We start from the raw sequence: 18067 nt of genomic DNA on the forward strand, positions 1-18067 counted from the left end.
TAGCGAGACTGGACCGGTCTTTCACGAAAGGAGCGAATGTCATGCTGCAACGACAACTGGGCCGCAACGGCCCGCAGGTATCCGCTATGGGGCTGGGCTGCATGGGCATGAGCGAGTTCTATGGCGCCACCGACGAGACCGAGGCCCTGGCCACCCTGGACCTGGCCCTGGAACGCGGCGTGACCCTGCTGGATACCGCCGATGCCTATGGTCCCCATCACAACGAGGAATTGCTGGGCCGAGCCCTGCGCGGACGCCGCGAGCAGGTATTCCTGGCCAGCAAGTTCGGCCTGGTGCGCAGCGAAGATCCCAATACCCGCGGGGTGAATGGCCGGCCCGAATACGTGCGTCAGGCGCTGGAGGGCAGCCTGCGTCGGCTGGGCGTCGAGCATCTCGATCTCTACTACCAGCACCGGGTCGATCCCGAGGTGCCGATCGAAGAGACGGTTGGCGCCATGGCCGAGCTGGTGCAGGCCGGCAAGGTGCGTTACCTGGGGCTGAGCGAGGCCTCCAGCGCGACCCTGAGCCGCGCCCAGCGGGTCCATCCCATCGCGGCCCTGCAGAGCGAGTTTTCGCTGTGGTCGCGCGATCCCCAGGAGCACGGCGTGCTCGCCACCTGCCGCGAACTGGGAGTCGCCCTGGTGGCCTACAGCCCGCTCGGCCGCGGCTTTCTCACCGGCGCCCTGAAGTCACCGGAGGATTTCGCCGCGGATGACTATCGTCGCCTGAGTCCGCGCTTCCAGGGCGAGAATTTCCAGCACAACCTGGAACGGGTGGAGCGGGTACGCGCCCTGGCCAGCGCCAAGGGCGTCACGCCCGGCCAGCTGGCCCTGGCCTGGGTGCTGACACAGGGCGAGGACATCATCCCTATCCCCGGCACGCGCCGACGGCGTTATCTGCAGGAGAATCTTGCCGCGCTCGACGTGCGGTTGAGCGCGGCCGAGGGCGCCGAATTGGCTCGGCTGTTTACCCCGGAACAGGTGGCCGGTACGCGCTATCCCGCCGCCTGGATGCAGCTCGTCGAGCGCTAGTGACCATCAGGCCCGTCGCCGACCGACGGGCTTGCGCGGTTGGCATCGATCCTGCTAGCTTGATCGAGTTAGTACCAAGCTGACCCCAATCGCTGGACGCCTTTCCGCTCGCTGTAACAGCGTGAAACAAGCGTCATCCAGATCAAACCGATCCCTCGATTGCTCAGGATCTGCCGCCCTGGCCTCTGAATCTCGTGCCCGGCCGGTTGCCTGCCTTCCCAAGTACTTACCTGCATGCCTGGGCATCTTGCCCACACGCTGCCTTCCTCCAGCCAGAGATTCAGCCGTCGGCCGTTATGGGTACGAGGTTGCTGGAGTTATTTCACCGCGCCGACTGAGCGTGGGTCCCAAGGATAGACAGATGAACATTCAAAATCAGGCCATCGCGGCCATGCAATACCTTCAAGCGGCCTTTGCACCGTTCCAATGCATCACCACCCCGGCTTCGCGCAAGGGCGGTTTCAGCTTTACCGTGGTCGACGAGCGCGGTGTCGCCTGTCGCAGCGAGCGTCTCTACCCCGAGCAGTACAATGCTGCGGCCGGGCTGGAACGCGTCATCGAACGTACCCGTCGCGCCCTGGTGGCCTGACGTTCGACGCGAGTGCCGGACGCATCACGGTTTCCGTGATGCCCATGCCGGCAGCCTCCATCTGCGGTATGTTTGGCACAGCTTCGCGTAGGCGTGAGCCAAACAATGAATCCCAAGATGGAGGTCGCATGTCGCAAGTCGTATTCATCCGCCATGGCCAGTCGGCGTGGAACCTGGAAAACCGCTTCAGTGGCTGGGCGGATGTGGATCTGACCGAACAGGGGATCCGCGAGGCCCACGAGGGCGGTCAGGCGCTCAGGGACGCCGGCTTCCTCTTCGACGTGGCCCATGTCTCGGTGCTCAAGCGCGCCGTGCGTACCCTGTGGCATGTGCAGGAAGGCATGGACCAGATGTGGCTGCCGGTCGTGAGCGACTGGCGCCTCAACGAGCGTCACTATGGTGGCCTGACCGGCCTCAACAAGTCCGAGACCGCCGCCAAGTATGGCGAGGAGCAGGTGCTGGTCTGGCGTCGCAGCTATGACGTCCCGCCGCCCGAGCAGAGCGTCGAGGAGCAGCAGGCCCTGGCCGCCGACCCGCGCTATGCCGGTCTGTCGCTGGACCAGGTGCCGCGCACCGAGTGCCTCAAGGATTGCGTCGAGCGCGTGCTGCCCTATTGGAACGAAGTCCTGGCCCCGGCCATTCGCAGCGGCCAGCGCGTGCTGGTAGTCGCCCATGGCAACTCCATGCGTGCCCTGATCAAGTACCTGGACAACATCTCCGACAGCGACATCGTCAGCCTCAACATCCCCAACGGCGTGCCGCTGGTGTACGAGTTCGACGAGAATCTCAAGCCCACCAAGCACTACTACCTGGCCGACCCGGACGAGGTCGCCGCCAAGATGGCTGCGGTGGCCAATCAGGGCAAGGCGAAGTAAGAGGCTTTTGGTGCGGCTGCTTCTACGAAGTCGTGGGAGTAGCCGTCTGATCGCGGCCGTGGGCCGCTCCTACAGGTACATAGGTTGGCCGTAGGAGCGGCCGCATCGGCGGACCGCCATGGCCGCGATGAGGCATACGCCTAGACCCGCAAAGTGGAAAACCGCCTGGCGTTTTCCACAACTAGGGTCGCCGATGAGCGGTGGATAAGGCTGCGCCGTTATCCACCCTACCTCTTCAGTTGTGGCCATTCGGTCGCTGGACCACCCGTGCTTCACCCAAGACGCCTTCTTGCTGGGCGCCCTCTTCCTGCCCCGCCTGAATCTCTTCGTCGGCTTCCACGCCACCATCGCCTGGCGTCTTCTCGCCCTTTTCCTTGCCGTCGTCGCTGTGGTGCTCGATCACCGCATTGATTTCCGCGCCGAACAGCAGCACCGCTGAAGACAGATAGAAGTACAGCAACAGCACGATGATGGCGCCGATGCTGCCGTAGGTGGCATTGTAGTTGGCGAAGTTCTGCACATAGTAGCCAAAGCCCAGGGACGCCAGGATCCAGACCACCACCGCCAGCACCGAGCCGGGGGTGATGAAGCGGAAGCTCTGCTTCACGTCCGGGGTGACGTAGTAGAGCGCCGCCACGGCGATCATCAGCAGGAACACCGCCAGCGGCCAGCGGATCAGCGCCCAGAGGGTCACCATGTAGTCTTCCAGCCCTACATAGGCGGCCAGCCAGTTCATCACCTGAGGGCCCAGCACCATGAGGGCGGCGGCGCTGAGCAGCAGCCCGGCGAGACCGATGGTGTGCAGTACCGACAGCGGAATGCGCTTCCAGGCCGGGCGGCTTTCCACCACGTCATAGGCGCTGTTCATGGCGGTCATCAGCGAGCGGAAGCCACCCGAAGCGGACCACAGGGCGATGATGATACTGAAGGACAGCAGGCCGCCCTTCTGCGTCTGCAGTTGGTCGATGATGGGATTGACCGTATCCAGGGCGGTGGGCGGCAGCAGGTAGGCGGCCTGTTCGCGCAGGAAGGTGAAGAAGTCCGGCAGGTGCAGGAAGCCGATCAGGGCGATCAGGAACAGCAGGAAGGGAAACAGCGAAAACAGCATCTGGTAGGCCAGTGCCGCTGCATAGGTGGGCATGTCGTCGGCCACGAATTCCTGGACGGCACGCTTGATGAGGGTGAACGGCGAAACGCCGCGCAGGCTGAAGGCAAACAAGGACATAACGGCTCCTGACGAACGTTCCTCACGAAGGATTCCTGGAGCGGACCTGCTCGGCCTGCACCCGGCGGCTTTGCAGGTTCGCCCTACCTTCAGAGTGGCAGCAGCCGGGTTGGTTGCGCCCTGATGTCAGAAGCCGGAGCCCGAGGCATCCCGGCAGGCGGCGATCTCGGCGGCCGTGGGCGTCCTGAGTTCCTCTATCCCGCGGCTTTCATCGAAACGGATGAAGCCGGCGGCGGCGAATTCGCGCAGCCAGCCATCCATGGGCCAGAGCCCCCAGCGTGCCCGGAAGCGCCGGGCGTTCTCCAGGATGCTGGCGAAATGGTTGAGCGGTGGGTGATAGGTCGGATGGTACTGATGGAAAGCGCGCGCCTCGGCCTGGTAGACGGATACCCCCGCCTCGCGGGCGCGAAAGGCGAAGTCGGTGTCCTCGCCGCCATAGCCGCGATAACCCTCGTCGAAGCCGCCGATGCGGCCGAAGGTGGCGCGGGTACAGGCGAAGTTGAGCGACCAGAACAGCGGATGGGGAATCGCCTCGCCCGGCGGACGATCCCGGTGAAGGGGATGGACGACACCCCTGGCGAACAGCTCCTCCGGGGTCCAGTCGCCTTCCGCGATGCCGGCCGGCAGGTAGTGGACGAAGCCCTGGTGCAGGGCCGCGGGGCGCGCGGTCAGCGCCTGGCGATAGGCCGCGAGCAATCCGGGCGCGGGGATGCAGTCCACGTCGAGAAACACCAGTTCCTCGCCCGGTGCGGCGGTTACAGCGGCATTGCGCGCGGCGGCCAGGGGCAGGATGCCGTCGCCTTCCACGGCAAGTACCTGAATCGGAAAGCCTGGGCTGTGCAGCGCACGCGGCGGCTCGTTCATCTGCACCACCACCAGGGCCGCCGGAGGCGTCGGTGCCAATTCCAGCCCACGGATGAGATTGGCCAGTTGCCGCTCGCGACCTTTGACCAGGGTCAGGACGATCATGCCAGCACCTCCTGGGCGACCTGCCGAATACAGGCGGCGGCGCGCTGGGCACCCGCGCCGTCGCTTATCGCCATCCAGCGCTCGGGATCGAGCCCGCGGGTCCTGGCCAGCAGTTCCGGCCAGGCGTCGACGGCGGGCCAGCTTTCGCAGGTGATCGCCAGGCCCTGCGCGGCCAGCAGGCGGCCGGTGGACAGTTGCTCGTCGAAGGGTCTGGCATCCGGCAGACAGAGGAAACGACAGCGCAGGTCGGCCAGTTCCGCCACCAGGCTGTCACCTGCCGAGCCGACCACCAGCTCGGCGCGGGTCAGCCAGGGTGCGGGATCGGCGACGCTGCCCAGGAAGCTCAGGTTGGCCGGTGCCTCGGTGGCGTCGTCCAGCACCGGACCCAGTACCGTCCAGTGCCAGTCGGGACAGGCCCGGGCCGCCGCGACCAGCCGCGCGCGACCGAAGGCGGTGCCGCCATGGCCGGCGATGACCGTGACCGTGCCGGGTTCGCGCATGCGATCGGGCTGCTGCCCGGCATAGCGCGACAGGCTGCCGGCATAGCAGGTCTTGGCCCGCCAGGGAGCCGGGGTGGCAGGCTCTTCCAGGCATTCCGGATAGGGCGCGAGCAGGCGACTGGCACTGGCGTAGGCCAGTTCGTGGGCGGCATCGAAGCGACTGCCGCGCTGGCGCAGGTAGATCGTCGGCACGCCGCACAGCCGGGCCAGCAGCGCCACCTCCACCGAGACGTCGACCACCAGCAGGCAGGGCCAGGCGCGGCGGAACCAGTCCACCAGCAGGCCCATGCGCTCGCGCAATCCTGCCACGCCCAGCGGCGCATAGTGCAGGCAGGCGAAGGCTTCGCCCTCGACGCCAGGGGCCACGTCGGGTGGCAGCGGGCAGAGCCGGACGTTGGGCAGTGCCACCTGCTCGGGCAGGCGACTGCCGAATAGGGTCAAGGGGCCGTCGAAAGCGGCGGCGATGGCCAGGGCGCGGGTCACGTGGCCGGCGCCCTGATGGTGGGCGTAGTAACCGATGTTCAGCTCAGTCACGGGCAGTCTAGTCACGGGCGGTCTAGCCACGGGCCACCCGGCCGGCGGCGACATCGGCGAGCAGGCGCTCGTAGCGGTCGATCATCAGCCGATGGCTCCACTGGGCCTCGGCCCGCGCCCGGCAGGCGTCGCGGGACAGCGACAGGGCTTCGCGCAGGGCCGCCGCCAGGGCCGGCACATCGCCCGGCGGAGCCAGGGCGCCGGTCTCGGCGGTGAGCAGTTCCGGCAGGGCTCCGCGGGCAAAGGCGGCGACCGGTGTGCCGCACGCCAGGGCCTCGGCGACGATCAGGCCGAAGGGTTCGTCCCAGCAGGGCGTGACCAGACAGGCGCGGGCCTGGGCGACTTCAGCCGCCAGGGCGGTACGGTCCAGGTGACCGAGGTAGACGGCCTGGTCCCCCAGGCGCGGCGCGATGTCCTGGCGGAAATAGCGCTCGTCGGTGGCCTGGCCGGCCAGGCGCAGGGGCACGCCGGCCTCGCGCGCGGCATCCAGCGCCAGGTGCGGCCCCTTGTCCGGTACCAGGCGGCCGAACCAGAGGGCATGGTCGCCGATCGGCGTATCGCGCGGGCGCCAGGCGTCGAGGTCGATGCCGTTGGGAATCACGTGACAGGCCGGCGCGAGGTGCGCCCAGTTGTCGGCATTGGCCTGGGAGACGGTGCAGTAATGGCCGCCACCGCGCCTGTGCAATTCGCCGATGGCGTTGATCAGCTCGAAGAACGGCGGGGTGTGCAGCACCGTGAGCATGGGGGTGTGGATCAGGCCGGACATGGTCACCGGCACATAGTGCAGGGCGTTGTTGAAGATGACGTCGAAGCCATGGCCATCGATGCGCTGCATGCAGTCGAGATAGCCGTGGTGCTCGTCGAGATACTCGGAGCTGAGCACGTTGCGCTTGCGCCGACAGCCGTCCGCGCCGTAGTTGCCGTCGTCGAGGATGGGCACCACGTCCAGCTCCGGCGCCGAGGCCGAGCTGGCGAACAGCGTCACCGCGTGGCCACGTTCGCGCAGTTGCAGGGTGATGTCGTAGGTGAAGGCTTCGAGACCGCCGGCGAAGGGCTGGCGTACCGGGTGTTTCACGTGGGTGAGAATGCCTATGCGCATGGAACCTTCCGCCTGCTGTTGCCTGTCATCCCACCGTCCTTATCGCGAGCCGCTGGTTGATAGGAGTCTCAGCGACGGGAATTGGTTGTGCGCTTCGTCGTGAAAGCCGCGTGGTGGGCAAACCTCCGCAGCGGGCCGTGGGTCAGCTTTTCTGGACCCGTATTCCCAGCAGACGACGGAGGTTTCCATGCGTTATGAACTGCACTACTGGCCCAGCATCCAGGGCCGTGGCGAATTCGTCCGCCTGGCGCTCGAAGAGGCCGGCGCACGCTATCTGGATGTCGGCAATGCCCCGGAGGACGAAGGTCTGGGCATACCCGCCATGGAGGACTACCTGCAAGGCCAGAAGACCCGTCGGCCGCCCTTCGCCCCGCCCTTTCTCAAGGCCGGCGACGAGGTCGTCTCCCATGTCGCCAACATCCTGCAGTTCCTCGGGCCACGGCTGGACCTGGTACCGGCCGATGAAGAATCCCGCTTCTGGGTCCACGGCCTGCAGCTGACCATCACCGATCTCACCGCCGAGGCCCACGATGTCCATCATCCGGTGGCCATCTTCCTGACCTACGAAGAGCAGCAGGACGAAGCCCGGCGCCGGGCCAAGGCCTTTGCCGGGGAACGGATCCGTACCTATCTGAGCTATTTCGAACGCGTGCTGGGTTACAACCCGACGGGTGATACCTGGCTGGTGGGCGAGCGTCGCTCCTATGTCGACCTGTCGCTGTTCCAGGTGGTGGCCGGCCTGACCTATGCCTTCCCCAACGCCATGCGGCGCCTGGCGCCGGAGATACCCCGGGTGCTGGCGGTGGCCGAGCGGGTGGCCGCGCTACCCAACATCGCCGCCTACCTGGCCTCGCCGCGCCGCCTGGCCTTCAGCGAGAACGGCATCTTCCGCCATTATCCGGAGCTGGATCCGGCCTGACGGGCAAAAGAAAAGGCCGCCCTGGGGCGGCCTTTTCCGTACAGCCTGGACTCAGGCGCGGTCGATGGTGTTCTTGACCGCTTCCTTGCCCTTGCCGACGTTCTTTTGCAGTTTGCCTTCGGCTTCCTGGGCACGACCCTCACCTTTCATGCGCGAGTTGTCGGTGGCTTCGCCGACGCCTTGCTTGACCTTGCCGGCCACTTCTTTGGCGGTACCCTTGATCTTGTCGCTGGTGCTGCTCATATCAGTCTCCTTGGGATCGCACAGGCAGTGCGCTTGTAAAATCCGACTGCGGCTCTAGCTGGGTGGTTTCGACCATTCGTCGCACAGCGCAACGGCCAGAAGCGTCAGGAAGCCTTGGGCAGCGGTTCCGGAAGCCTTTAGACTTCCCGCCCTTTTTCGTGAGCGACCGCCCAGGCGCCTTTCCCGCCGGGAACGTTGCGCGGGGCCGCCTCTCCAATTTCCACACCCCTTCACCGGAGACTTCTGATGTCGCTGAGCCAATTCGACAACCTGCCGGGCGTGACCGCCCAGCCCGACGCCGCCACCCGCGAGTTCGTCTTCAACCACACCATGCTGCGGGTCAAGAACCTGGAGACCTCGCTGGACTTCTACACCCGCGTGCTGGGTTTCACCGTGGTCGATCACAAGGACTTCCCGGACGCCAAGTTCAGCCTGACCTTTCTTGCCCTGGTCGATCGCAACCAGGTGCCGGAAGATCCGCAGGCCCGCCAGCACTGGCGCAAGTCCACCCCGGGCATTCTCGAACTGACCCACAACCACGGCACCGAAGACGATGCCGGCTTCAGCTACCACAATGGCAACAGCGATCCGCGCGGCTTCGGCCACACCTGCGTGGCGGTCCCGGACATCCGCGCCGCCTGCGAGCGCTTCGAGCAACTGGGCGTGGCCTTCCAGAAGCGCCTGACCGACGGCAGCATGAAGGAAATCGCCTTCATCAAGGACCCCGATGGTTACTGGGTCGAAGTCATCCAGTTCACCCCGCTGTCCTGATCCCTCCGGGCCCGGCGTCCGTCGGGCCCACCCTGCCTGTCCTTCTGAAGACATCCGACGACTTTTCGGCGCTTAACTGATACCGACTGGCTCCAGGCCATCGACGCCTGCTCATGCCTTTGGCGTACTGCTGGCGAAAAGCCTTACCAAAGTCGTATTGCGCACCCCAGCCAGCGACGTCGTCAGAGAGCCCAACATGAACAAAACAACAAGAATTCGTACCGGGATGTACAGCGTGCTCAGCCTGTTCGTCGCCTGCCTGCTGCTGGCTTGCCTGTATGGGTGGCTCAGCGCCTGGACCAGTGCCCAGCAGGTCCGCGACCTGGATAGTCTGACCATGGAACAGCTGGACAAGGTCAACAACGCCGCCACCTGGATCAGCCGCGCCAGCGCCAACTCTCATACCGCCATGCTCGACCGGGTCAACGGCGATGCGGCCAAGGCCGAGAAAGGCGTGAAGCTGGCGCTGGAGCGGTTGGACATCGCCCGCAAGCTGATTACCGACATGCAGGCCAGCGTCAGCGATCCCAAGCTGAGCGGCCAGATCGAAGCCATGCTCAAGGCCTTCGACGCCTACAAGGTCATCGTCGAAGGACAGATCGCCGCCTGCCGGGCCGGCGACCTGCCCGGCTACATCCGTATCAGCGACGGGGCCAAGGGGGCCAGCACGGCCTTCGCCGACACCCGCCAGGCCTTCACCGACGAGATCACCGGCCGTATCGCAGCCACCCTCGCCGCCTCCGACAGTCGCGTGTCCCAGGCCCAGATCGGCAGCCTGCTGCTGGTCGGTCTGACCCTGCTGCTGGCGGTACTCTCCGGCTGGTTCATCGCCCGCCGGGTACTGGCCCCGCTCAACGAAGCCGGCGAGCACTTCGCCGCCATGAGCGAAGGCGATCTGACCCGCCGTATCGAGGTGCGCAGCCATGACGAGATCGGCCAGCTGTTCGCCGGCCTCGCCACCCTGCAGAGCCGCCAGCGCGACACCCTGGCCCAGCTCAATCGCACCGCCGAGCAACTCGACAGCGCCGCCCAGGAACTGGGCGAGGTGACGGCCCAGAGCAACCGCACCCTGAATCAGCAACAGCAGGAACTGGAACAGGCCGTGACGGCGGTGACCGAGATGACCACCGCCGTGGAAGAGGTGGCCCGCAATGCCGCCTCCACCTCGGATACCGCCCGCGAATCCGATCGCCTGGCCACTGGCAGTCGCGGCCAGGTGGCCCAGGTGCTCAGTGAATTGCAGAGCATGCAGACCACGGTCAACGAAAGCGAAACCGTGATCGCCAGCCTGGCGCAGCAGGCCAACCAGATCGGCAAGGTGCTGGACGTGATCCGCGCGGTCTCCGAGCAGACCAACCTGCTGGCGCTCAATGCCGCCATCGAGGCCGCGCGCGCCGGCGACGCCGGCCGTGGCTTCGCCGTGGTGGCCGACGAGGTGCGCAGCCTGGCCCAGCGCACCCGCCAGTCGACCCTGGAGATCGAGCAGATGATCGGCAACATCCAGGCCGGCACCGGTCAGGCGGTGACCGCCATCCAGCGCAGCAACACCCTGGCCGGCACCACCCTGGAAACCACCGAGCGGACCGGCCAGAGCCTGGAGCACATCTTCGTCGCCATCGGCGACATCAACGAGCGCAACCTGGTCATCGCCAGCGCCGCCGAGGAACAGGCCCAGGTGGCGCGGGAGGTGGATCGCAACCTGATCAACATCCGCGAACTGGCGGGCGTGTCCAAGCGCGGCGCCGACCAGATCGAGACCTCCAGTCGCCAGCTGGTCGCACTGACCCGCGAGATCCACGGCCTGGCGGCGCGCTTCCGCGTCTGACCCGCCAGGCGACTACCCGGGAACAGGCGTCCCGGGGTAGCCGCGGCTTTACCCAACTTTACGTTTTCTTGGCATGACGTCGCCGCCGCTACAGGAGAAAATTGGCCCGGGCGCCAGGCGTGGCGCCCGTTCTCGCCACGGAGCTGCCTGACGTCATGACGACCTGCCCTACCCCGCGCGGCCCTCGCCTGAGGTGCCTGCTGCTGTCCTTTCTCGCCTCGCCCCTGGGTCTGCTGGTGGTGCTGACCGGCGTGCTGCAACTGCTCGGCCCCGGCTAGGGCCGCAGCGTCCGGCCACCGAAGCGGCCGGAACCGTCTGGCTCACAGGCGGAAGCGCGTGACCAGGCCATTGAGGTCCACGGCCAGGCGCGACAGCTCGGCGCTGGCGGCGCTGGACTGCTCGGCACCCGCGGCGGTCTGGACCGACAACTCGCGGATGTTCACCAGGTTGCGATCCACTTCGCGGGCCACCTGGGCCTGCTCTTCCGCTGCGCTGGCGATCACCAGATTGCGCTCGTTGATGCCGCCGATGGCGCCATGGATGCGCTCCAGGGCATGGCCGGCGCCGCGCGCCACTTCCAGGGTCGACTGGGCGCGCTCGGTGCTGCTGCGCATGGCCGCCACCGCCTGATCGGTGCCCTGCTGGATGGTGCCGATGGAGGTCTCGATCTCGCGGGTCGACTCCTGGGTGCGATGGGCCAGGGCCCGCACCTCGTCGGCCACCACGGCGAAGCCGCGACCCGCTTCACCGGCGCGCGCCGCCTCGATGGCGGCATTGAGCGCCAGCAGATTGGTCTGCTCGGCCACGCTGCGGATCACGTCGAGCACCTTGCCGATGTCGTTGACCTGTACCGCCAGATCGCCCACCAGGGTGGCGCCGTGCTGGACGTCGTCGCTCATGGTGGCGATGGCGCCTACGGTTTCCTGCACCAGGTCGCGGCCGTCACGGGCCACGCCGGCCGACTCCTGGGAGGCCTGGGAGGTATTGACGGCATTGCGCGCCACCTCGTCCACCGCCGACGACATCTGGTTCACCGCGGTGGCGGCCTGTTCGATCTCGGCGTTCTGGCGTTGCAGGCCGCGACTGGATTCATCGGTCACCGCATTGAGTTCTTCCGCCGCCGAAGCGAGCTGGGTGGCCGAGCCGAGGATGCCCTGCAGGGTCTGGCGCAGCTGGCCCTGCATGGTTTTCATCGCCTGCAGCAGGCGCGCGGCCTCGTCGCGGCCTTCGCTGTGGATTTCCTGGCTGAGGTCGCCGGTGGCGATCACCTCGGCGGCCTGCACGGCGCGGGCGATGGGCTGGGTGATGCTGCGGATCAGCAGCCAGGCGAAGACCACGGTCAGCAGCGCCGTGGCCGCCAGTAGCAGCACCAGCCACTGGATGGCATGGCCATAGTCGGCAGCGGACTGGGCGTTGGCCGCGGCGGTCTGCTGATCCACCAGGTCGGTGAGTTGCTTGAGCACGCCGTTGACCGCATCGGAGTTGGCCAGCAGGTCTTCGTTGAGCAGGCGGCGCAGGGGCTCCAGCTGATCGGCGGTGGAGAACGCCAGCATGCGCTGCTGCAGACCGTCGTACTGGGTGATCAACTGGCCGTAGCGGCTGTAGGCGGTGCGCTCTTCGTCGGACTGGATCAGCGCCTCGTAGCGCTGCTGGGCGGCGCGCATCTGGCCGTTGCGCTGCTGGAACAGCGCCTGGGTCTTGGCGATGATCTCCGGCTCGCGATTGAGCAGCAGGCGATAGGACAGCACCCGCAGGCGCAGGGTCAGGGCGGTCAGCTCGTCGAGCGCGGCCACGCGCGGCATGGCGCGGTCCTCGATGGCCAGACCCGAGGCGCGGATGTCGTTCATCTTGACCAGGGCGGTGCCGCCGAGCAGCAGCAGGAGCAGACCGATAAAGGCGAAACCAAGGGTGGCACGTCGCGCGATGGAGAGATTGCGAAAGGACATGGAGAGTTTCCGTTGAGCCTGGAAAGCCCCCGCTATCGACCGCAGCGTGCAAATCCTGAAGTCCGTTGTCGGACCGGATTTCTGCGCCGCTATCGAGCAAAGGCAGCAAACCCTTGTCCTATAGGGCATTGGGACTATTGAAAGCCTGCCGAAAGGTCTAGGCTGCGGCACTGTGCCGCAGATCACAGGCTGGATGCAAAGCGGGCGAAAGACGCTCGATTTGCCCCAGCGGCATTGTGTTCACATTTTTGCACATCTCTCGCAAGCCACTGATCACCAAAGAAATCTTCTCGGCTATCGCAATTCACGTTTTCTTCACGGGGAAAAACGCGATTCGGCGGCGAAATTCCACCTTCGTGTCGATAAAAGGGCTAAATGCGCTGATCGTGCTGCGATAATGGCTGGATGATCTCAGTATAAGTTTGAAATATCTTCTGCGTTGTCCGTCACGCGCTATTGTTTCAGCGTGGATTAAGGTTGAGGTCACCAAGATGACCTGCCGGGTACCAGGACGCTGCCCGGATACGCGATGGACCGCCAGACAATGAAGCCACCAGCGCCCAAGAGGGCCGGGGCGTATCGAGGCGATGCCAGGGGGCGTCTAGCCACTAACCAGCGCTTGCCGCTGCCATTGCGTACTTGAGAAGAGGTCAGAAACAGATGAGCGACAACACGGATACCTTCGGCGCACCCGACGAGGCCCTCCTGCAGCTGGTCGATGGTTTCAAGCGTTTCCGCCAGGATGTCTTTCCCGAACAGGAAGCGCTGTTCAAGAAACTCGCCAGTGCGCAGTCGCCCAAGGCCATGTTCATCACCTGCGCCGACTCGCGCATCGTTCCGGAACTGATCACCCAGAGTTCGCCAGGCGATCTGTTCGTGACCCGTAACGTCGGCAACGTGGTGCCCCCCTATGGCCAGATGAACGGCGGCGTCTCCACCGCCATCGAGTACGCGGTCGTGGCCCTGGGCGTGAAGCACATCATCATCTGCGGCCACTCCGACTGCGGCGCCATGAAAGCCGTACTCAATCCCGATCCGCTGGAAAAGATGCCGACGGTAAAGGTCTGGCTGCGCCATGCCGAGGTCGCCCGTACCGTGGTCGAAGACCATGGCCATTGCGACTGCGGCCACGGCGGCACCCTGGGCTTCCTCACCGAGGAAAACGTGGTGGCCCAGCTGGTCCACCTGCGCACCCACCCCTCGGTGGCGTCGCGTCTGGCCAGCGGTCAGCTGCAGATCCACGGCTGGGTCTATTCCATCGAGACCAGCGAGATCAAGGCGTACGACGCCCAACAGGAGCGCTTCCTGCCCCTGGATGGCGAAAACATGCCGGTCGCCACCCCGCGTCCACGCCTGCAACCGGCCTGATCCACCGCGGCCAGCCGGTTCGCCGGCTGGCCACTCCGAGACGGGCCGCTCGCCCCCTCGCCATAACAGCGCACCGCGCAGGACTATCCCACCTGGGGCTCCATCGGGATCGTCCACCCTAGCCGCTAGCCGCCTGAATCCCGAACCGTGTCATATGACGTGATATGACGCGCGGGCACCCTTTTTCCTAGTCGCTGGAGGACCAGGACCATGCTTGGCAATCAACAGACCCCGGGGCGCAACCTGTCGCGCGACGCCCTGGCCTCACTGGTAGTGTTTCTGGTCGCCCTGCCGCTGTGCATGGGGATCGCCATCGCCTCCGGCATGCCGCCGGCCAAGGGCATCATCACCGGCATCATCGGTGGCCTGGTGGTCGGCTTTCTCGCCGGCTCGCCGCTGCAGGTCAGCGGTCCGGCCGCCGGCCTGGTGGTGCTGGTGTTCGACCTGATCAACCGCCATGGCATCGAGGCGCTGGGCCCGGTACTGCTGCTCGCCGGCCTGCTGCAACTCATCGCCGGCTTCACCCGACTGGGCGCCTGGTTCCGCGTCACCTCGCCGGCGGTGGTCTACGGCATGCTCGCCGGCATCGGCATCCTCATCGTGCTGTCGCAGCTGCATGTGATGCTGGACGCCAAACCGGCGGCCTCGGGTCTTTCCAACCTGCTGGCCTTCCCGGGCGCCGCCCTCACCGCGGTGGGTCAGTGGAACGGCAGTGGCAGCGGCGCCCAGGCGGCGCTGATCGGGCTGCTGACCATCGCCAGCATGTGGCTGTGGGAGAAATTTCGCCCACAGACGCTGCGCTTCTTGCCCGGCGCCCTGATCGGCGTGACCCTGGCGACCCTGGCCAGTCTCTGGCTGGCGCTGGACATCCGCCGGGTGGAGGTACCCAACAACCTGGCCGACGCCATCGACTGGGTGACCTTCGCCGATCTCGGCATGCTGGCCAACGCCGAACTGGTGGTGGCCGCCCTCGCCCTGGCCTTCATCGCCAGCGCCGAGACCCTGCTCTCGGCCGCCGCGGTGGACCGCATGCACAACGGGCCGCGCTCGCACTTCGACCGCGAACTGGGTGCCCAGGGGATCGGCAATCTGCTCTGCGGCGCCGTCGGCGCGCTGCCCATGACCGGGGTCATCGTGCGCAGCTCGGCCAATGTGCAGGCCGGCGCCACCAGTCGCGCCTCCGCCATCCTGCATGGCCTCTGGCTACTGGCCTTCGTCGCCGCCCTGCCCTTCGTGCTCAAGCTGGTGCCGGTGGCGAGCCTGGCCGGCGTGCTGGTGTTCACCGGCGTCAAGCTGGCCGATCCCAAGTCGCTGACCGGACTCAAGCGCTATGGCCGGACGCCCATGGTCATCTATGCCCTGACCGCCCTGATGATCGTCGCCACCGATCTGCTGACCGGGGTGCTGGTGGGCTTTGGCCTGTCGATCGCCTTCCTGGCGGTCAAGGCGGCGCAGCTCAAGGTCAGCCTGACCTATCGCGAAGACCAGCCGGACCAGGCCGATCTGCGCCTGGTGGGCGCCGCGACCTTCCTGCGCGTACCCCAGCTGACCAAGGTGCTGGAGCAGGTCAAGCCGGGCACTACCCTGCACGTGCCCCTGGAGCGCGTCTCCTATATCGATCATGCCTGCATGGAACTGCTGGAAGACTGGGGACGGACCCAGGCCAGCAATGGCATGCGGCTGGTGATCGAGCCCAAGGCACTGGAGCGGCGCCTGGAAGGCCAGGCACCGGCGGGTCAACCGGTCATGCCGACCCAGGCACCGGCCTGATCCGGGTGGCGGAGCGGCCAAGGGGCGCTCCGCCACGCTTCATCCAGCGCCAGCGTCCGCTGACGCAAGGCCAGACTGCCAGCACGATCGCTGATCGCGATACTGGCTTGCCAGAGCCTCGCAGCATCCTGGTGCCATGCAAAGGCCACTCCATAAAGTGGACATCCTGTCCACAAAAAGCCCCTGAATTGACTGATAAATGCCCAAGTTGGCATCGGTCATCCTACCAATGGCTAATAGTCTGCTAATTAACTTTCGCTCTTCTCGGGTTTGCCTTATAACGCTATCTGGTTCGACTTTTGTCGCACCAACGATCTTTGTGTCGGGCCACCCTCTATCTCGGGGGTAATCGCTTTGCCAGGAAAGCCATGCGACGCCCACACGGCTAAAAATGACCCCACGAGAGGTAGCTATGCGCAAGCCTGAATTGGCGACGGTGATCGCTGAAAAAGTCGGACTTCCAAAGGAACAGGCCAACGTCGTGCTCAACACGCTGTTGGATGAGATCGCGAATGCGCTGCACCGCAAGGACAGCGTTACCCTGGTCGGCTTCGGCACTTTCCTGCCGCGTCACCGCGGTGCCCGCATGGGGAAGAATCCCCAGACTGGCGAGCCGGTCAAGATTCGTGCGAGCAACACGGTGGCGTTCAAGCCCGGCAAGGCGCTGAAGGACAGCATCGAAGGCTGAGCATGAGGCGGCACGGATCGCCGCTGCAGCCAAAAGGCATCGCCTCTGCGATGCCTTTTTTGTGTCCGCGTGGAGGACGCGGAGCGGGGTGATCAGCCGATGGCGATCATCTCGAAGTCGCCCTTGCCCACGCCGCAATCCGGGCACAGCCAATCCTCGGGCACATCCTCCCAGCGCGTCCCCGGCGCGATGCCGTCGTCCGGCCAGCCCAGGGCTTCGTCATAGATATAGCCGCACACGATGCACTGCCATTTCCGCATGTTCTGTTATCTCCCAACCGGCTTCAGGTAGCGCGAACGCTACGCGAAAGCCTGGCAAAGGCCAACCGTGCCGGAGCCCGACTGATACCCAGAGCGCCCTGGTTGCGCCTGGCGACTGTCCACCCCCTGTCTCCATCAGCTAGGCTGAGCCCATGAATTCCTCGTCATCGCCCATGCCCTGGGCCATCTATTTCGCCGTGCTGGGCAGTGTCATCAGCGTCGGTCTGGCCATCGGCCTGTCGATGCCGCTGGTTTCGCTGCGGCTGGAGGGCTGGGGCTATGGCAGCTTCGCCATCGGCGTCATGGCCGCCTCGCCGGCCCTCGGCATCCTCACCGGCGCCAGCCTGGCCGGACGCCTGGCGGCGCGGATCGGTACCCCGCGATTGATGCGGCTGTGCCTGATGAGCGGCGCCGCCTCGCTGATCCTGCTGTCGCTGCTACCCAGCTATCCGCTGTGGCTGCTCCTGCGCCTGGCCCTGGGCGCCATCCTCACCCTGGTCTTCGTGCTCGGCGAAAGCTGGATGAACCAGGTCATCACCGATCGTTGGCGCGGCCGCCTGGTGGCCCTCTATGGCAGCAGCTACGCCCTGAGTCAGCTGGCCGGCCCGCTGCTGCTAGGGGTGCTGGGGACCGAGGGCGACCAGGGTTTCTGGCTCGGCGCCCTGCTCATGCTCGGCGGCGCTGCCCTGCTGCTCGGTCGCCGGGGCGCGCCAGCGGCCAGCGGCCATACCGCGGCCTGGCGAGCGCTGCTGGACTTCTGCCGCGGCGCTCCGGCCATCGCCTGGGCGGTGGCGCTGTTCGCCTGCTTCGAAGCGATGATCCTTACCCTGCTGCCGGTCTATGCCCTCAACCAGGGCTTCGGCCAGCAACTGGCGCTGTACATGGTCAGCGCCGTGGTGGTGGGCGATGCCCTGCTGCAACTGCCGCTGGGGCTGCTCGCCGACCGCCTCTCGCGCCAGGGGCTGTTCCTTGGCTGCACCCTGGGCCTGCTGGCGGTCAGCCTGGCCTTGCCACTGCTGCTGCATACCCCGGGCGTCTGGCCGCTGCTGGTACTGTTCGGCGCTACTGCGGGCGGTCTCTTCACCCTGGCGCTGATCCTGGTGGGCGAACGCTATCGCGATGCCGAACTGGTCAGCGCCAATGCCTGCATCGCCCAGCTTTGGGGGCTCGGCTGCCTGGTCGGCCCCCTGGTCACCGGCGCCGCCAGCCAGTGGCTCACCGGCCATGCCGTGCCGCTGCTGATGGCCGTCGGCGCCGCCGTGCTGCTGGTGATCGTCGGCCGCCGAGGCAGCGCGCCGGTTACAGTGAAAACGGCAATTTGATGCCTGGATTTATGCTTTAGAGCCGGGATGTCGGGACTGTATTGGCGGACGAAGGCAATCCCACCCTGGCGACGCTGCAAGCGGTCTTTCGGCCCTTTGGCCTGGGAGTGGGCGTCATGCCCCTGAAACGCCG

18 protein-coding genes are annotated in these 18067 nt (G+C 66.1%); 11 read left to right on the forward strand and 7 right to left on the reverse strand.

Annotation, left to right across the window (positions count from 1 at the left end; all coding sequences use genetic code 11):
• The first annotated feature begins 41 nt into the window (after nucleotides 1–41).
• From PVZ77_RS13260 to gpmA, 3 genes are all read left to right on the forward strand, one after another.
• Nucleotides 42–1031, forward strand: a complete 990-nt coding sequence (locus PVZ77_RS13260) for an aldo/keto reductase (RefSeq protein ID WP_273806932.1) — start codon at nucleotides 42–44, stop codon at nucleotides 1029–1031.
• Between the two features lie 361 nt (nucleotides 1032–1392).
• Nucleotides 1393–1620 carry a hypothetical protein gene (locus tag PVZ77_RS13265; RefSeq protein ID WP_273806933.1) on the forward strand — a complete coding sequence of 76 codons (228 nt, stop codon included), beginning with the start codon at nucleotides 1393–1395 and terminating at the stop codon, nucleotides 1618–1620.
• Nucleotides 1621–1748: 128 nt separating this feature from the next.
• Nucleotides 1749–2495: a 2,3-diphosphoglycerate-dependent phosphoglycerate mutase gene (gene gpmA / locus PVZ77_RS13270; RefSeq protein ID WP_273806934.1), complete on the forward strand. Its 747-nt coding sequence runs from the start codon at nucleotides 1749–1751 to the stop codon at nucleotides 2493–2495.
• Nucleotides 2496–2730: 235 nt separating this feature from the next.
• Here the strand turns inward: gpmA and PVZ77_RS13275 are convergent, their stop codons facing one another.
• The 4 genes from PVZ77_RS13275 to PVZ77_RS13290 form a co-directional block, all read right to left on the reverse strand.
• On the reverse strand, nucleotides 2731–3720 hold the full coding sequence (locus PVZ77_RS13275; protein WP_273806935.1) for a YihY/virulence factor BrkB family protein: 990 nt from the start codon (nucleotides 3718–3720) through the stop codon (nucleotides 2731–2733).
• 126 nt (nucleotides 3721–3846) lie between these two features.
• Entirely contained in the window at nucleotides 3847–4689 is an 843-nt protein-coding gene (locus tag PVZ77_RS13280) for a glycosyltransferase family 2 protein (protein ID WP_273806937.1), read from the reverse strand.
• Nucleotides 4686–5738, reverse strand: a complete 1053-nt coding sequence (locus PVZ77_RS13285; RefSeq protein WP_273806938.1) for a hypothetical protein — start codon at nucleotides 5736–5738, stop codon at nucleotides 4686–4688. The genes PVZ77_RS13280 and PVZ77_RS13285 overlap by 4 nt, the downstream gene beginning before the upstream one ends.
• Nucleotides 5739–5745: 7 nt before the next feature.
• Nucleotides 5746–6822: a glycosyltransferase gene (locus tag PVZ77_RS13290; RefSeq protein WP_273806939.1), complete on the reverse strand. Its 1077-nt coding sequence runs from the start codon at nucleotides 6820–6822 to the stop codon at nucleotides 5746–5748.
• A 187-nt stretch (nucleotides 6823–7009) separates the two neighbouring features.
• On the opposite strand from PVZ77_RS13290, the gene PVZ77_RS13295 reads away from it, so the two are divergent.
• Nucleotides 7010–7741: a glutathione S-transferase gene (locus PVZ77_RS13295; RefSeq protein ID WP_273806940.1), complete on the forward strand. Its 732-nt coding sequence runs from the start codon at nucleotides 7010–7012 to the stop codon at nucleotides 7739–7741.
• A gap of 51 nt (nucleotides 7742–7792) precedes the next feature.
• Here PVZ77_RS13295 and PVZ77_RS13300 read toward each other — a convergent pair whose 3' ends face one another.
• Entirely contained in the window at nucleotides 7793–7984 is a 192-nt protein-coding gene (locus tag PVZ77_RS13300) for a CsbD family protein (protein ID WP_007161448.1), read from the reverse strand.
• A 246-nt stretch (nucleotides 7985–8230) separates the two neighbouring features.
• Between PVZ77_RS13300 and gloA the strand changes: the two genes are divergently transcribed.
• The 3 genes from gloA to PVZ77_RS13315 all read left to right on the forward strand — a co-directional run bounded on the left by gloA (nucleotide 8231) and on the right by PVZ77_RS13315 (nucleotide 10858).
• Complete coding sequence (gene gloA, locus PVZ77_RS13305; protein ID WP_133860381.1) at nucleotides 8231–8755, forward strand: lactoylglutathione lyase; 525 nt, start codon at nucleotides 8231–8233, stop codon at nucleotides 8753–8755.
• Nucleotides 8756–8951: 196 nt separating this feature from the next.
• On the forward strand, nucleotides 8952–10580 hold the full coding sequence (locus PVZ77_RS13310) for a methyl-accepting chemotaxis protein (RefSeq protein WP_273806943.1): 1629 nt from the start codon (nucleotides 8952–8954) through the stop codon (nucleotides 10578–10580).
• A gap of 155 nt (nucleotides 10581–10735) precedes the next feature.
• Nucleotides 10736–10858, forward strand: a complete 123-nt coding sequence (locus PVZ77_RS13315; protein ID WP_007161451.1) for a hypothetical protein — start codon at nucleotides 10736–10738, stop codon at nucleotides 10856–10858.
• Between the two features lie 42 nt (nucleotides 10859–10900).
• Here PVZ77_RS13315 and PVZ77_RS13320 read toward each other — a convergent pair whose 3' ends face one another.
• Entirely contained in the window at nucleotides 10901–12526 is a 1626-nt protein-coding gene (locus PVZ77_RS13320; protein WP_273806944.1) for a methyl-accepting chemotaxis protein, read from the reverse strand.
• Nucleotides 12527–13186: 660 nt separating this feature from the next.
• Here PVZ77_RS13320 and PVZ77_RS13325 point away from each other — a divergent pair.
• The 3 genes from PVZ77_RS13325 (at nucleotide 13187) to PVZ77_RS13335 (ending at nucleotide 16352) form a co-directional block, all read left to right on the forward strand.
• On the forward strand, nucleotides 13187–13894 hold the full coding sequence (locus tag PVZ77_RS13325) for a carbonic anhydrase (protein ID WP_133860378.1): 708 nt from the start codon (nucleotides 13187–13189) through the stop codon (nucleotides 13892–13894).
• A gap of 210 nt (nucleotides 13895–14104) precedes the next feature.
• Nucleotides 14105–15664, forward strand: a complete 1560-nt coding sequence (locus tag PVZ77_RS13330; protein ID WP_273806945.1) for a SulP family inorganic anion transporter — start codon at nucleotides 14105–14107, stop codon at nucleotides 15662–15664.
• 412 nt (nucleotides 15665–16076) lie between these two features.
• On the forward strand, nucleotides 16077–16352 hold the full coding sequence (locus PVZ77_RS13335; RefSeq protein ID WP_017639309.1) for an HU family DNA-binding protein: 276 nt from the start codon (nucleotides 16077–16079) through the stop codon (nucleotides 16350–16352).
• Between the two features lie 92 nt (nucleotides 16353–16444).
• On the opposite strand, the gene PVZ77_RS13340 is transcribed toward PVZ77_RS13335, so the two are convergent.
• Nucleotides 16445–16612 (reverse strand): rubredoxin, encoded by a 168-nt coding sequence (locus PVZ77_RS13340; protein ID WP_007161456.1) that lies wholly within the window; start codon nucleotides 16610–16612, stop codon nucleotides 16445–16447.
• Between the two features lie 173 nt (nucleotides 16613–16785).
• On the opposite strand from PVZ77_RS13340, the gene PVZ77_RS13345 reads away from it, so the two are divergent.
• Nucleotides 16786–17934, forward strand: a complete 1149-nt coding sequence (locus PVZ77_RS13345) for an MFS transporter (protein ID WP_273806957.1) — start codon at nucleotides 16786–16788, stop codon at nucleotides 17932–17934.
• Nucleotides 17935–18067 lie beyond the last annotated feature (133 nt).

This window comes from Pseudomonas sp. SHLD1 (assembly GCF_028640935.1).
Classification (GTDB): Bacteria; Pseudomonadota; Gammaproteobacteria; order Pseudomonadales; family Pseudomonadaceae; genus Chryseomonas; species Chryseomonas aestiva.